The organism is Pseudenhygromyxa sp. WMMC2535 (assembly GCF_011083025.2).
Genome location: NZ_JABJWV010000001.1, coordinates 9,051,604 through 9,065,166 on the forward strand (window position 1 = coordinate 9,051,604; position 13,563 = coordinate 9,065,166).

A 13,563-nucleotide genomic window follows, 5' to 3' on the forward strand; every position below is an offset into this window, starting at 1 on the left:
CGCCATCGTCGGTGTCCGCCGCCAGGCGCGAGCCGGCGATGCAGCCTCGGCTCAGATGTCGCCCCAGGTCCTCCCCGGCAGATGCTCGAGCGGATCGACCTGCTCATCGCGAGAGAACTCGACGGCGTCCAGGCAGACCTCCCCCAGGCGGTGGCGCAAGTGCGTCGGCAAGCCCTCGAGCCGCAGCGCGGGGCCCCGCGGCCCGCTCACGCGCTCGTAGACCCCGTCGTCGTAGGTCTCGCAGTCGTAGACCCAAAGCCCCATGCGCGCCGGCGTGGGGGTGTAGCCCACCTTGGCCCGGCGGATCCCCGCCGCCTGCCAGCCAGCCCGCAATTGCTCGTTGTCACACTCGGCGACATAGACCAGGCGCGCGCCCTTGCTGGGCAGCCGCCACAGCGCCGCGGGCTCGACCTTCAGCGCCCGCGCGACCTCGTCGTGGCCGACCTCCTCGCCCAGCTCGAGCACCACGTCGGGCGCGTAGTTCCAGACCGGGACCGCGCCGGGCTCATCGGCGATCACCGTGGTCATGTAGTCCTCGCCCTCGTCCTCGTGCCCCTCCTCGAACAGCCCCTCGCTGTAGAAGTGCACCCCACCGAGCTCCGCCGCGGCGAGCAGCTCGACGAGCAGCTCCTCGAACACGCTCTGCGCGCCCCACCAGTCGAAGTGCGCGTCGGCGACCCCGCCACCTTCGCCCGAGTCGAACACCGCGACGTGGCCCGCCTCGTCGACAACGAACCACTGGGTGTCCATGGAGTGCGCTGCGGGCAGGTCGTCTTCGCCGACGGTCACGGCCAAATCTTACTCACGAAACCCGATTGACCGCCAGCGAGCCGACATAGTGGAAGTCGCCGTAGCGCTCGTCGTTGGCGAAGATCTGGACCTCGTACTGCCCGCGCCGCGGCAGCTCGCAGCGAATCTCCAGCGTCTGCCTGCCGAGCACCGAGCAGTCCACCGCGCCCTCGCTCGACACCGCGTGCGCGAGCACGAATTGGCCGTCGTGGTTGGCGAGGCTCACGCTCAGCGCCTCGTCCACGTCGAAGTGCGAGCGCAGCTCGGTGATCGGCTCGAAGCCGTCGGCAAAAAAGCGCGGGCGCAGCATCGGCTGGCGCAGGAACTCCCCGCGCTCGAGCGGGCGCGTGCGCAGCTGCCAGCCGGGGTCATCGGGGAAGTGGGTCAGGCCGATGATCTCGGGCGGCGCGAACAGATAATCGCTGCCGTACTCGAAGCGCCAGTCGCCCTCGGGGCTCGCCCCGCCCGCGTCCCAGGTCGCGTCGACGAGGTACCACTCGCCCTCGATCTTCACGGCGTTCCAGGCGTGGCCCTCGCCCGAGAGCCCGCCGCCGAGCTTGCGCGAGTATCCGCTCACGACCACCGCCTCGCCCCCGGCCTCGGTGACGAGCGCGGCCAGCAGGTTCGCGTAGCCGGCACATACGCTGGTCCGCGTGGCGAACACGTGCTCGGCCGACTGCGAGGGGAACGGCCCCCCGGCCTTGTAAGTCTCGTAGTCGTAGGCCACGCGCGTCGCCACGTAGTCGTGCAGCGCCTTGACCCGGCCAAAGGGGTCTCGCTCGTGCTCGACCACGTAGGCCGCCAGCGCCTCGATCGACACCTCGGCCGCGGAGGGCAGGTCCACGATCAGCGGGTGCGGCTCGGAGGCCTGCGGCCACATCGGCCAGCGCTCGGCCTCGACCGCGTCGGCGATGGTCTCGAGGTCGACGGGCTCGTCCTCCTCGACCAGCGCCTCGCCCTGACCTGCCCGCCCAGACTCCTGCCCAGACCCACTCTCCGCAGCTTGGCCGCTGGCTTTGCCGGGCTCGTGCTGCGCGCCAGGGCGAGGTGGCGGCGGCGCTGTGAATTCCTCGTCGAGCAGGTCCTCGTAGGCGTTCTCGTGGGTGCGCTCGTGCAGCCATTCGAAGCCCTCGGCCGCCGCATGCAGCTGCCTGCGCAGCGCCTCGGCCCAGGGCGCCTCGACCCCCTCGAGCATCCAGTCTCCCCGGGCCGAGACCGCCTCGTAGACCGTCGCCGGCCGCGACCACAGCAGCCCGCCCACGAACACGAGGTTGACCGCCAAGGTCCGCAGCACCAGGCGATCCCACAGGCTCGAGATCCGCGCGTCGGTCTCGACCCTGCCTGCGCCGCGGCTGCGCAGCTTGGAGATCGTCTTTTTCTTCGCCATCCGTCGGCGCCGCAGCGCCGCCGACAGCCCCTCCCAGGCCAGAGGCAGCAGCGGAACGGCCAGCGCGCCAGCCAGCGCCACCAGCCACAGCGGGCCGTTTCCCAGAGCCGCCAGAGAGCTGGCGATCCACACCCCGGCCAGGGGCGCGCTGATCACCAGCAAGGTCCACGCCAGCCGCAGCAGCGCGATCACCAGGCGCAGCGGCCAGGGTCGACTCGAGGGCGCACTCACCGAAGGATTATGGCCCAGCCGGTCGCTTCGCACGCGAGAGAGCACCGCAGCGCCGCTCCAGCCATTCCTCCACGGATTTTTCGCCGCTGGTGTCAGGGCTCCCTCCTGGCCGGCGTTTGGGGCCGCATGTCACGCCCCGCCCCGGAGAACGCCCTCCCCCGCATCTCCAGCCTCCTCGTCATCGGAGCCCTGGCCTCGGGCGGCGCCCTCGCCTGCGCCAAGTCCTCCCCCGCCGGCTACGCCAAGGACGAGGAGCACCGGCTGGCCTACGCCCCCGCCGCGCCCATGGCCGAGGCCGACGGCGAAGGCTACGCAAAGATCGACGAAAACGAGTTCTTCGACGCCGCCCAGGTCCCCCAGTCGACCTTCGCCGCCGACGTCGACACGGCCTCCTACAGCAACGTCCGCCGCTTCCTCCGCGACGGCACCCTCCCCCCCGCCGACGCCGTGCGCGTCGAAGAGCTGATCAACTACTTCAGCTACGACTACCCGGCCCCCAAACCCGAAGCCGGGGCGCCCTTCTCCGTGCTCAGCGAGGTCTCTGACTGCCCCTGGAACAGCGAGGCCCGGCTGCTGCACATCGGCATCCAGGGCCAGGCCCTCGCCGCCGGGCAGCTGCCCCCGCGCAACCTCGTGTTCCTCCTCGACGTCTCCGGCTCGATGGAGTCCCCCGACAAGCTCCCGCTGCTGCGCCGGGCCATGAAGCTGCTCGTCTCCACCCTCGGGCACCAGGACCACGTGTCGATCGTCGTCTACGCCGGGGCCTCCGGCATGGTCCTCGAGCCGACCACCGGCGACCAGCAGCAGGCGATCATGGCCGCCCTCGATCGCCTCCAGGCCGGCGGCTCGACCAACGGCGGCGCCGGCATCGAGCGCGCCTACGCCCTCGCCCGCGAGCACTTCGATCCCCAGGCGATCAACCGGGTGATCCTCGCCACCGACGGCGACTTCAACGTCGGCGAGGTCAGCCGCGACGGCCTCGAGCAGCTGATCACCCGCGAGCGCGAGTCCGGCGTGTTCCTCTCGGTGCTCGGCCTCGGCACCGGCAACCTCCAAGACGAGACCATGGAGCTGCTCGCCGACAAGGGCAACGGCAACTACGCCTACATCGACTCGATCGCCGAGGCCCGCAAGGTCCTCATCGAGGAGGGCGGCGCGACCTTGGTGACCATCGCCAAGGACGTGAAGATCCAAGTCGAGTTCGACCCCGCGTGGGTCGAGTCCTACCGCCTCATCGGCTACGAAAACCGCCTCCTCGACGCCCAGGACTTCGACGACGATCGCAAGGACGCCGGCGAGATCGGGGCCGGGCACAGCGTCACCGCGCTCTACGAGCTCATCCCGGGCAAGCAGCCGCCCTTCGACGTGCAGACCGGCCCCGACGAAGGCGACAGGGTCCCCGCTCCCCTCGGCGAGCTTCGCCTGCGCTACAAGGCTCCCGACGGCGAGCAGAGCCAGCTGCTGACCAAGGCGATCGGCGACAGGGGCCGCGCGCTCGAGGACAGCTCCGACGACTTCCGCTTCGCCGCCGCCGTCGCCGAGTTCGGCCTGCTCTTGCGCAAGTCCGAGCACGCCGGGAGCGCGAGCTGGCTCGCCGCCATCGCCCTGGCCGAGGGCGCCCTCGGCCTAGACCGCGGCGGCCACCGGCGCGAGCTCATCGAGCTGATGCGCGTCGCCGACGGCCTCGACTGATCACCCGTCAAACGAGCTCGAGCCCTGATCCGAGCCCTGATCCGAGCTCGGGTCAGGGCTCCTCGTCTTTGTCCCCGAGCTTCCCAAGCCCCCCGAGCAGCCGGCGCTGGAGCTCCCGGCCCACCCGCTCGTCGATCTCCTGCTCGAGGCGCGCGCGCAGGCGACCCAGGCGTGAGCGCGGCGCCTCGTCGACGGCACGACCACCGGCGCTCTCACTCCCGCTCCCGCCTCCAATGCTCCCCCGCAGCCCCGCCGCGCCAAAGAGCAGCTTGGCCAGGGCCAGCGAGAGCGCCATCGGCGAGTCGGCCTTGGCCTCCACGGCGACCTGCTGATCCCCGAGGCGATCCTCGACGGCTCCCCGGGCGATCGTCGTGCTCCCGTCCGAGCGGATCTCCACGACCATGCGCGCGACGATCGGCGGCTCGTCCTCGACCTCGCGCAGCGACCCTGGGAGCCCGTGGTGGAACCCAGCGCGGCTCCTGGCGCCGGGGTTTTCGTCGAGGGCGTGTTGGGTTTCACCACGGGCTCCTGGGCCCTCGTCCGCCTGGACCGCGGGCCTCGAGCTCGCCGAAGCGCCCCCGCTGACGTCGACGACCTCCGAGTCGAGCCCCTCGCCCTCGCCGGGCGCCTCAGTCTTGCCAGTCATCGTCCGGTGGCGTCGCCTCGGCGTCCTCGCTGGTCGCGGGCACCCCATCGCCGAGCACCGGCTCGTAGAGCACCCGCAAGCTGAACGCCAGGGTCGCAAAGATCAGCAGCGAGCCGCCCGCCAAGATCCACGTGGCCGTGTCCTTGCCCGAGCTCGCCCGCGTCGCCAGGCCAGCCGCGAGGATCACCGCCGCCACGACCAGGAGCGGGATCTGAAAGCCCATGTGGCACAAAAAGCGCGCCAGGCCGTCGAGGTCCGCGACCGTCATGCCCTTTTGAGCGAGGGCCTCTGGCACCAGGCGAAACCAGAACACCGCCAACGCAGCCCCGGTGGTCGTGCCCAGAAACACGAAGAAGAGCTCCCGCGGGCGCAGGCGGTTTTGCTCGGGCAGTTTGCGCGAGGAGGGTCCCAAGACCATGGCGGGCGGATGATAAACGCTGGCCGACCACCATCGAAATCCGCCCCCTGTGACCGCCTACGCGTACAATCGACGCTCATGGCTCGCCTCCTCCCCCGCCTCCCCCGCGCCGCCGGCCCGCGCTCGCTGGCCCTCGCCGTGCTGCCCCTCACAGCCTGCGCCACCTCCCCCAGCCCAGCCACCGCTGCCGCCGACTGCGCCGAGCCCGAGCCCGAGCCCGCCCCTGCCTGCGAGAGCTTCGACCCCGACCAAGTCAGCGCCGTGCTCGAGCGCCAGCGCGAAGCCTGGAACAGCGGCGACCTCACCGGCTTCCTGGCCAGCTACGAGCAGACCGAGCGCCTGCTCTTCACCTCCGGCGCCAAGATCCGCCGCGGCTACGACGAGACCCACGCCAAGTACCTGGCGCGCTATGGCGAGAGCACCGAGACCATGGGCACCCTCGCCTTCGAGATCCTCGACGTGCGCGGGCTGGGCGAGTGCCCGCAGGCGGCCATCGTGCTTGGGCGCTGGCGCCTGGAGGACACGCCCGAGGCTGGGGAGGGGGTGTTCTCGGTGATCCTCGAGCGTCAGGAGGGCGGGTGGGTGATCGTCCATGACCACACCTCGGCCGCGCCGCAGGGCGAGCTGACCGCCCCAAAATAGGGGCCTCTCTTGCATATGAAACCAACTCATACGGCGTTCTGAGAACGCCACATCAACAAATACATATATTCAATATCTAATAACAACATTAACTCACAGCCCCCTCTCAAAACACGCCACCAGAATCTGCTTGCCATCGCCTGGCAATCTCTTACGTTTATCGGTCCACACCTCCTCTCTCGACGCAAAGGAAAAAGAATGCCCAAAAGCGGAAGCAAAAGCAGTTCTGGCGGAAATGGAACCAAGAGCGGTGGCGGTGCTGCCCGCCCACGTCCATCAAACGCCCCGAGCACATCCGGCCGGCCCTCTGGAGGAGGGCGTGGCAACAACCCACCTCGCAAATAAATTACCCAAGGGGCCGACTCCGCTTTCGGAGCGGCCCCTTTTTACTGCCGCAACGGCAACGAGCACATGGCGAGTGTGGATCACGGGCGTCTCCCGGACTTGGCGAAGGATCGACCCACTTCGCAGGCTCACCCCGGCACAAAAGGCGGATGCCCCAGCAGAAAGCCCAGCGCCTCCTCGGCCCCATCCGCCAGCCCAATATGCCCTCCCCAGGCCCGCCCCGCGCTCATCGCCTCCAGCAGCGGCCACACCGGCAGCGTCTTCGTCCAGTACTCGCTCGACAAGAACACCATCGGGCTGACGACCTCGAAGGTCACGTAGTGATTCTGGCAGACGTCCATGAAAATCTCCTGCACGGTGCCAGCGCTGCCCGGGGCGTAGATCACCCCCGCGGTGGCGATCGCCAGTAGCCCGTCTTCGCGCACGCTGTTGGCGAAGTACTTGGCGATGTCCGAGGCGAACATGTTGCTGGGCTCGTGGCCATAAAACCACGTCGGGATCGCCAAGCTCCTCCCGGCGCCCTCGGCAGGCCAGCGCTCGCGGACCTCGAGGGCGAGCTGGAGATAGTGGTGCTCGTGGTAGTCGACCTCTCGGGCGAGCAGCTCGATGGCCTGGTCGAGGGCGTCGTCGGCCCGCGGGGCCAGGTAGGCGCCGAGGTTGCCGGCCTCCATCGCACCGGGGCCGCCGCCGGTCGCGACGAGGTAGCCGCGGCGCGCGAGGCCGCGGGCGAGCTCGGCGATCTCGCGGTAGGCCGGCTCGCCTCGGCGCATGGCGTGGCCGCCCATGATCGCGGCCACGCGGTGCTCGCCGGGGGCCTGGTAGTCGCGCAGCAGGCCGGTGAGCGCGTCTTCGATGGCGTGGTCATGCAGGCGCATGGCCAGGGCCTCCATGATCGAGATCGGCCCCTCGGCTTCGCGCCGCGCGGTGAAGTAGCGGTAGATCTGGCTGTCGCGGGCCGAGCGCTCGAAGGAGCCGGAGACCGCGGGGTCGAAGCCCTCGTAGAGCTCGTCGACGGTGTAGAGGCCGCTGCGGTAGGGGCGAAAGGGCAGGCGCATGCCCTCGGCGAGCGGCGGAAAGAGGTCAGCGCCGCTGCGATAGAGGTGGACGATGGTCTCGGCGTCCATGCGGCAGCCCAAGAAGGCGGAGCGCTCGCCGGAGATCCCCTGCAAGCTGGGGCCGAGCTCGCGCAGATCCAGCTCCTGCACGACTTGCTCGCGCAGGTGGCCGTTTGCGGCGATGAATTCGAGCAGCGCGTCGGTCGAGGTGATGTCTTGGGTCATCGGCCGATTCAGGATAGCGTCTGGTCGTGGCCCAGCTCGACTTCTTCGGCGCGCCGGCCCCGGATCCAACGCGCCGCCTGGACCTCGCCGAGCAGCCGCCAGAGGTCGGCGCCCTCGGCGAAGAGCTGCGCGCCCTCGCCCCCGGGCTGCGCCTGGGCACGTCCTCGTGGTCCTTTCCGGGCTGGGAGGGCATCTTGTGGGATCGCCCGGCCAACAACCGCCTGCTCGCCCGCGAGGGCCTGGCGGTCTACGCCCGCCACCCCCTGCTGCGCACCGTCGGCCTCGATCGCACCTACTACGGGCCGATGCGCGCCGAGCAATTCGCGGCGCTGCGCGACGGCCTGCCGGCCGACTTTCGCGTGCTCGCCAAGGCCCACGCCGAGTGCACCACGGTCCGCTTTGGCGACGAGTCGTGGTACCGCAGCCGCGCCGGCCAGCGAAACGAGCGCTTCCTCGAGCCCGAGTACGCGAGCGCGGCGGTGGTCGAGCCCTTCGTCCAGGGCCTCGGCGAGCAAGGCGGGGTGATCTTGTTTCAGTTCCCGCCGCAGCGCGTCCCCGGGGGCGCGCGCAGCTTTGCGTGTCGCCTGCGCGACTTCCTGGCCGCGCTGCCCGCCGGGCCCAAGTACGCGGTGGAGATCCGCAACGCGGACCTGTTCACGCCTCGCTACGTCCGCGCCCTCGAGGAGGTCGGCGCGAGCCACTGCGTGGTCGAGCTCCCCGACATGCCGCCGCTGCGCCGCCAGTGGGAGGCCAGCGGCGGGGTCGATCGCCCGGCCCTGGTCATGCGCTGGATGCTGGCTCGGCACCACACCTACGAGTCCGGGCGCGAGGCCTATGCCCCCTTTCACCGCCTGGCCGAGCCCAACCTCGAGGTCCGCCAGGCCTTCGCGGAGATGATCCTCGCCCAGGCAAAGGCCGCGCCGGCGCGCGAGATCTATCTGATCGCCAACAACAAGGCGGAGGGCTGCTCACCGCTCTCGGTGATCGCCCTCGCCAAGCAGCTGCTCGAGCTGGGCTGATCAGCCGGGGAGGTCGAGCTCGGGGTAGCGCCTGAAGATGCCGTGCTCGCAGAAGGGCTGGCAGCGCGGCGAGGCCCGATAGGCCGCGATCCCCTCGAGGGCGTCCACGCGATCGCGCAGCGCGAGCAGGCCGGGCAGCTCGCCAGCCAGGGCCGCGAAGCCGCGCGGGAAGGCGTACTCGAGCCCGCGCAGGACCTGGTTCATGCTCAGATCCACGTAGCTCAGCGCGTCGCCGACGAGGTAGCGCCCGCCCCCGGCCTGGAGCAGGGTCTCGAAGTAGCCGAGAAACTTGGGCATGCGCGCGGCCAAAAACTGCTTGGTGTAGCGCGCGGCCTCGACCTTCTGCTCCTCGTAGACCTGGCCCACGGCCACGGGGTGGTGGGTGTCGTGGGCCTCGTTGACGAGGTCGGCCAAGGTCAGCTGGTGCTGCATGGCGGTGAGCCGCCCGGCCTCGTCGGCGGGGGCCAGGCCGTGGCGGGCGCCCAGGTAGGCGCAGATGTTGGGCATCTGGGCCAGGCGCAGCTCGCCGTGCACGAGGAAGGGGGGCGCGAGCGGCCGCGGGCCGGGGCCCTCGGCGCCCATGCACTCGAACATCGCCGAGATGCCCGCGCCGGCGTCCTCGTGCTCGCGGACGACGTCGCGGTAGGCGGCGCCAGCTTGCTCGAGGATCAGGCGCACGAACTCGCCGCGGCCCGGGAGCCCGGGCCAGTAGTAAAACAGGTAGGGCTCGTCGCTCATGACCCGACGAGACTACGCCTCGTCCACGCTCCCCGTCGAGCTGACCTCGTAGACCCGCTCACGACTGCGCCGCGAGCCGGACCCGGTCATGGTCACCTGGATCGTGTCCTCGTCGAGGCGCTCGAAGGACATGGTCACCACGGCGTCGTCGGGGTTGGTGAGCACGTACTCGCCGGACTGCGGCACGGGGTCCTGGCCGCGGACCTCGACCGCGTCGATGTCGAGGCTCCACTGGCCGCGCGCGCTCTCCCAGGTCCGCGAGCCCGAGATCTCGACGCCGCCGGCGAGGCCGAGCGCGGGGTCGATGAAGGTCATGGTCCGGTTGGCCGAAATTTCGAGGCTGACGCCGCCCTCGCCGGAGAAGCTGAGGTCCGAGACGACCTTGCGCGCGCCCCCGCCCCAGGTCACGTCGATGCTCCCGTCGAGCTGGATGTCCTCGTTGCGGAAGGCCTCGGCGCCGTGGTGGACGATGACCTCGCTGGCGTCGGCGTTGGCCTCGAGATCGAGGGTGATGACCCCGGCGTAGGTCTTGCCGTTGTAGGAGCAGTCGCCGAGCTCGCCAAAGTCGATGCTCAGGCCGGTCTCGCCCTCGAGGGTCACGCTGCTGCAGGGGATCTGGGACTCGGCGAAGGCGCGGATCTCCTCGCGGGCCTCGGCCACGGCCTGGCCGATGGTGAAGCTCGTGCTGATCTCGATCACGTCGTTGGCCATGGCCTGGGCCTCGCCCTGGACCACCGCCTCGTCGAGGGCCTCACGAAATTCGGTCCAGTCCATCCCGCGGTCACAGCCCGCGCCCAGGCCCAAGCCCATGCTGGCGGTCAGCAGCCAGCCAGCGGCGGAGGTGAAACGGCGGGTCGGGGTCGTGCGCTCAGTCGTCATATGCCCGGCAGTCGAGCAAGGACCGTGCCGCCCGCCGACACCCCCTGTCAGCGGCGCTCCTCGGCGCTGACGCGGCACCGAGCGTCGCACTTCGCAACATCCGTCGCAAAGCCCCACGCAGGGTTCGTCCACACCACGCGACAAAAACGGCCGTACGCGCACCTACGACCGCCTCTGCTTCATATTTCGTAATATTTCGAGGCTCCCCAAAACCCGTTTGGGGAGCCCGGCTCGCGCGCGCTCAGGCCATGATGTCCGTCAGCGGTGTACCCGAGCCAGCGCCGCCCTCGTCCTCTTCGCCGATCCACGCGGCGTCGGGGTCGAAGCCCTGGAGCAGGGCCAGGAGCACGTCGCTGGTGTTGCCCGAGGACGGCCCGGGCTGGGACCCGTAGCTGTAGCTGTCGCTGAGCGGCTCGGGTTGATAGTGGATGCCCGGGTGCTTGAGGTGCCCGCGGCCGTGGCCGGCGATCAGCATCGGCTGGCGCGAGATCGCGTGCGTCGAGCCGTCGGAGGCGTCGGAGCTCAGCAGCGCCATGGTGTTGTCGAGCAGGTTGGTGTCGTCGATCTCCACCGTGTTCTTGAGGCCCTCGAGCAGGTAGCCGAAGCGCTCCATCATGTAGCGCTGGCCGTGGTCGAAGTAGCTGCCCTCGGTCCAGCTCCCCGGCGAGTGGCTGGCGACGTGCCACGATCCCGTGGCGCCCTCGACCTCGCCCAGGGTCGGCTCGGCCGCGCCCTCGAGGAACATCACCGTGGCCACCCGGGTGAGGTCGCAGGAGAAGGCGTAGATGATCAGGTCACTCATCATCTCGTTGACCTGCGTGAGCAGCTCGTTGTTGATCGCCTCGCTGTTCTCGAACATCGGATCCGGCGGGATCGCGCACAGCGGGTCGACCACGGCCAGCTTGGCCTCGAGGGCCGCGATGCTGTCGAGGTGCGCCTCGAGGCGGATCTTGTCCGCGGCCCCGAGCTTGCTCTCCAAGGTCGCGACGTCGCCCTTGATCGAGTCGAGGATGCTCAGGCGCAGCTCGCTGTCGTCCTTGGAGCCCGAGAGCGCGCCAAAGAGCGCCTGCCAGGCCGCGCTCGGGCTGGTGATCGGCTCGTTGGGCTGGAGGTAGCCGCGGTGCGAGAGCGCGTGCATGGTCCAGCCGTAGTCGGCCGGGCTCTGGGCCTTGGAGATGCCCAGGTGGATCCCGCTGATCGGCGTCTGCCCGGCGAGCGCCTCGGAGACGAGGTGGTCGATGGTCGGGCCCGCGGGGTTCGAGAAGAAGCCCTGGCCCTCGCCGATGTCGGCCATGGTGTAGCCGTTGAAGACCGTCATCCCCTCGTGGTGGGTGATCTGCTGCTGGCAGCGGTTTTGCACCCCCGTGACCACGTTGAGATAGTCTTTGACCCCGGCCAGCGGCTCCATGTGCGTGTTGAGCTGCCAGTCCGCGCCCACGCCGATCGGCTCGAAGCTGCGCAGCATGAAGCCGTCGCCGTAAAACCAGGTGATCAGCCGGACCGGATCCGGCGTGCCGTCGGCGTAGGCGGTCTGCTCGAGGTTGAGCATGGCGTCCAGCGGAGGCAGGGCGACCGAGGCCACGCCGCCGCCGAGGATCCCACGCAGGAAGGTTCGTCGCTCGAGATATTTGCGCATGATGAATTCCTCCTATTTGGGCTCCCCGACCTGGCGGAAGAGCTTGCTGGTGACGAAGGAGACGAGCAGCTCCTGGACCCTGAAGCCCGACTCTTCGAAGTCGAGATAGAGCGCCTCGAGGGCCGCGGACTCGGTGCTGTAGTCTTCGAGGGAGCCACGCCCGAAGCGCAGCAGGTTGTTGGCCAGGCACTCGGGCGTGCGCGGGTCCATGGCCACGTTCGTCGCGAGGTCGATGGCGTCGTTCATCACGCCAAAGCTCCCGTACTCCGACACGGGGTCGATGGGCAGGCCGTTGTCGAGCTCTCGCCACGCGCCCAGGGCGTCGAAGTGCTCGAGCGGGAAGCCGAGGGTGTCGAGGTGGACGTGGCAGGTGGCGCAGCTGTCGTCGGAGAGGTGAATCTCCTCCATCAGCTGGCGCAGGGTCATCGGCGTGTCCTCGGGGACCTCGGGCAGCACCGGGCTGACGTCGGCCGGCGGCGGCGGGACCGTGTAGCAGAGCATGCGCTCTTGGATGTACTGGCCGCGGCGCGTGGTCGAGTTGATGTTGCTGTGCGAGTTGCGGGCGAGCACGCTGCCTTGAGTCAAGAAGCCCGCGCGATCCTCCGGCAGCTGGACCCGCGCCCAGTCCTCGACCGGCGCCTCCATGCCGTAGAACGAGGCGAGGGCCGCGTCCACGTGGGTGTAGTCGGCGTCGAAGAAGGTCCGCCAGTCCGTGTTGTCCTCCCAGATCACCGCGCGCAGCAGGTGCTCGGTCTCCTCGACCATGGAGGCGACGAGCGCCTCGCTGTAGAGCGGGAAGAGCTCCGGATCCTTGGCCGAGATCTCGTCGAGGGCCAGGTATTCGGCGAAGAACTCCGAGACCGCCTCGGGCGCGCCCGGATCCGCGACCATGTCCCGAGCCAGCGAGTCGAGGGCCGAGACCTCGTCGTAGAGCCCGTTCTCGGCGGCCTCGAGCAGCGCGAGGCTGGGGATGCGCCCGTTGATCAGCAGCGACATCCGCGTGATGACCTCCGGCCCGGTCAGCCAGTAGACCGTCGGGTCCTCGACATCTTGCTCTCCGAGCTCGCTGACGTAGATGAAGTGCGGCGAGAGCAGCACCCGGACGATCCCGTACTTGAGCCCCGGGCCGAACGCGCCCTCGCCCCAGGTCCGCGCCTGAAGCGAGATGTCGACGATGGCCTGGACCTCCTCGGCGCTCGGCGACCGCCGCCAGGCCAGGTGAGCCAAGTTGGTGGCGACCTGCGCGTAGCAGGCCTCTGCGTCCGAGTTGTCGTTGATCACGCAAGGGGCGATCAACGCGAGGGTCTGCGGGTTGGCCACGACCGCGTCGGCCACGGCCAGGGCCGAGGTCTCGTAGTTTTCGACGAGGTCGAGGCCCGGCGAGAGCTCAGCCGCGCCGATCGAAGTGTAGCCGCTCAGCGCCTGGTCCCCGGGCGGCGCGGCCACGGCCGCGGCCTCGGGGCCGAACATCAGCTCGATCGAGTTGACGTATTGGTAGTCGAGGAGCCTGCGCATGCCGCCCAGCGGGGGCGTGTACTCCTCCTCCTCACCGGTGCCCTCTTCGCCCGTGCCCTCTTCGCCGGTGCCCTCTTCGCCCGTGCCCTCTTCGCCCGTGCCTTCTTCGCCCGTGCCTTCTTCGCCCGAGGTCGACTCGCCCTCGGTGTCAGATGGGCCCTCGGTGTCAGAGGGACCATCTTCGTCGTCGCCCCCTGTGCCCCCCTCCTCACCGACCTCGTCGGCACCTGGCATCGAGGGATCGAGCTCGTCATCCACGCAACCGGACCCGAACATGAAGATGCAAGACAGCCCAAAGGCGGGTCCAAGCCCGGGCTTTGCGGAAAATTGAAATGTCACGAAGGCC

12 protein-coding genes are annotated in these 13,563 nt (G+C 69.6%); 3 read left to right on the top strand and 9 right to left on the bottom strand.

Annotation, left to right across the window (positions count from 1 at the left end):
• Positions 1 to 51: 51 nt before the first annotated feature.
• On the bottom strand, positions 52 to 789 hold the full coding sequence (locus tag G6O69_RS34850) for a hypothetical protein (RefSeq protein ID WP_172307785.1): 738 nt from the start codon (positions 787 to 789) through the stop codon (positions 52 to 54).
• Between the two features lie 13 nt (positions 790 to 802).
• Positions 803 to 2,407 (bottom strand): transglutaminase domain-containing protein, encoded by a 1,605-nt coding sequence (locus G6O69_RS42550; protein WP_172307786.1) that lies wholly within the window; start codon positions 2,405 to 2,407, stop codon positions 803 to 805.
• Positions 2,408 to 2,533: 126 nt separating this feature from the next.
• On the opposite strand from G6O69_RS42550, the gene G6O69_RS34860 reads away from it, so the two are divergent.
• Positions 2,534 to 4,099, top strand: coding sequence for a VWA domain-containing protein (locus G6O69_RS34860; protein ID WP_255215959.1), 1,566 nt, complete (start codon positions 2,534 to 2,536; stop codon positions 4,097 to 4,099).
• Positions 4,100 to 4,151: 52 nt separating this feature from the next.
• On the opposite strand, the gene G6O69_RS34865 is transcribed toward G6O69_RS34860, so the two are convergent.
• Positions 4,152 to 4,745 carry a hypothetical protein gene (locus tag G6O69_RS34865; protein WP_172307787.1) on the bottom strand — a complete coding sequence of 198 codons (594 nt, stop codon included), beginning with the start codon at positions 4,743 to 4,745 and terminating at the stop codon, positions 4,152 to 4,154.
• On the bottom strand, positions 4,729 to 5,163 hold the full coding sequence (locus tag G6O69_RS34870) for a hypothetical protein (RefSeq protein ID WP_172307788.1): 435 nt from the start codon (positions 5,161 to 5,163) through the stop codon (positions 4,729 to 4,731). Before G6O69_RS34870 ends, G6O69_RS34865 begins: the two co-directional genes overlap by 17 nt.
• A gap of 78 nt (positions 5,164 to 5,241) precedes the next feature.
• On the opposite strand from G6O69_RS34870, the gene G6O69_RS34875 reads away from it, so the two are divergent.
• Complete coding sequence (locus G6O69_RS34875; RefSeq protein ID WP_172307789.1) at positions 5,242 to 5,805, top strand: nuclear transport factor 2 family protein; 564 nt, start codon at positions 5,242 to 5,244, stop codon at positions 5,803 to 5,805.
• Between the two features lie 473 nt (positions 5,806 to 6,278).
• Here G6O69_RS34875 and G6O69_RS34880 read toward each other — a convergent pair whose 3' ends face one another.
• Positions 6,279 to 7,430: a hypothetical protein gene (locus G6O69_RS34880; RefSeq protein WP_172307790.1), complete on the bottom strand. Its 1,152-nt coding sequence runs from the start codon at positions 7,428 to 7,430 to the stop codon at positions 6,279 to 6,281.
• Positions 7,431 to 7,456: 26 nt separating this feature from the next.
• Between G6O69_RS34880 and G6O69_RS34885 the strand changes: the two genes are divergently transcribed.
• Positions 7,457 to 8,449, top strand: a complete 993-nt coding sequence (locus tag G6O69_RS34885; RefSeq protein WP_172307791.1) for a DUF72 domain-containing protein — start codon at positions 7,457 to 7,459, stop codon at positions 8,447 to 8,449.
• Here the strand turns inward: G6O69_RS34885 and G6O69_RS34890 are convergent, their stop codons facing one another.
• The 4 genes from G6O69_RS34890 to G6O69_RS34905 all read right to left on the bottom strand — a co-directional run bounded on the left by G6O69_RS34890 (position 8,450) and on the right by G6O69_RS34905 (position 13,493).
• Positions 8,450 to 9,187, bottom strand: coding sequence for a glutathione S-transferase (locus tag G6O69_RS34890; protein ID WP_172307792.1), 738 nt, complete (start codon positions 9,185 to 9,187; stop codon positions 8,450 to 8,452).
• 12 nt (positions 9,188 to 9,199) lie between these two features.
• A complete protein-coding gene (locus G6O69_RS34895) occupies positions 9,200 to 10,066 on the bottom strand; it encodes a hypothetical protein (protein WP_172307793.1) in 867 nt (288 codons plus the stop codon).
• A gap of 241 nt (positions 10,067 to 10,307) precedes the next feature.
• Positions 10,308 to 11,702 (bottom strand): DUF1552 domain-containing protein, encoded by a 1,395-nt coding sequence (locus G6O69_RS34900; protein WP_172307794.1) that lies wholly within the window; start codon positions 11,700 to 11,702, stop codon positions 10,308 to 10,310.
• A gap of 12 nt (positions 11,703 to 11,714) precedes the next feature.
• Positions 11,715 to 13,493, bottom strand: a complete 1,779-nt coding sequence (locus G6O69_RS34905) for a DUF1588 domain-containing protein (protein ID WP_172307795.1) — start codon at positions 13,491 to 13,493, stop codon at positions 11,715 to 11,717.
• Positions 13,494 to 13,563: the final 70 nt, after the last annotated feature.

Bases quoted from the DNA above. Each gene is read 5' to 3' on its own strand.
- G6O69_RS34860 (WP_255215959.1), top strand. From the start codon at position 2,534: ATGTCACGCCCCGCCCCGGAGAACGCCCTCCCCCGCATCTCCAGCCTC.
- G6O69_RS34865 (WP_172307787.1), bottom strand. From the start codon at position 4,745: ATGACTGGCAAGACTGAGGCGCCCGGCGAGGGCGAGGGGCTCGACTCG.
- G6O69_RS34870 (WP_172307788.1), bottom strand. From the start codon at position 5,163: ATGGTCTTGGGACCCTCCTCGCGCAAACTGCCCGAGCAAAACCGCCTG.
- G6O69_RS34875 (WP_172307789.1), top strand. From the start codon at position 5,242: ATGGCTCGCCTCCTCCCCCGCCTCCCCCGCGCCGCCGGCCCGCGCTCG.
- G6O69_RS34880 (WP_172307790.1), bottom strand. From the start codon at position 7,430: ATGACCCAAGACATCACCTCGACCGACGCGCTGCTCGAATTCATCGCC.
- G6O69_RS34890 (WP_172307792.1), bottom strand. From the start codon at position 9,187: ATGAGCGACGAGCCCTACCTGTTTTACTACTGGCCCGGGCTCCCGGGC.
- G6O69_RS34895 (WP_172307793.1), bottom strand. From the start codon at position 10,066: ATGACGACTGAGCGCACGACCCCGACCCGCCGTTTCACCTCCGCCGCT.
- G6O69_RS34900 (WP_172307794.1), bottom strand. From the start codon at position 11,702: ATGCGCAAATATCTCGAGCGACGAACCTTCCTGCGTGGGATCCTCGGC.
- G6O69_RS34905 (WP_172307795.1), bottom strand. From the start codon at position 13,493: ATGTTCGGGTCCGGTTGCGTGGATGACGAGCTCGATCCCTCGATGCCA.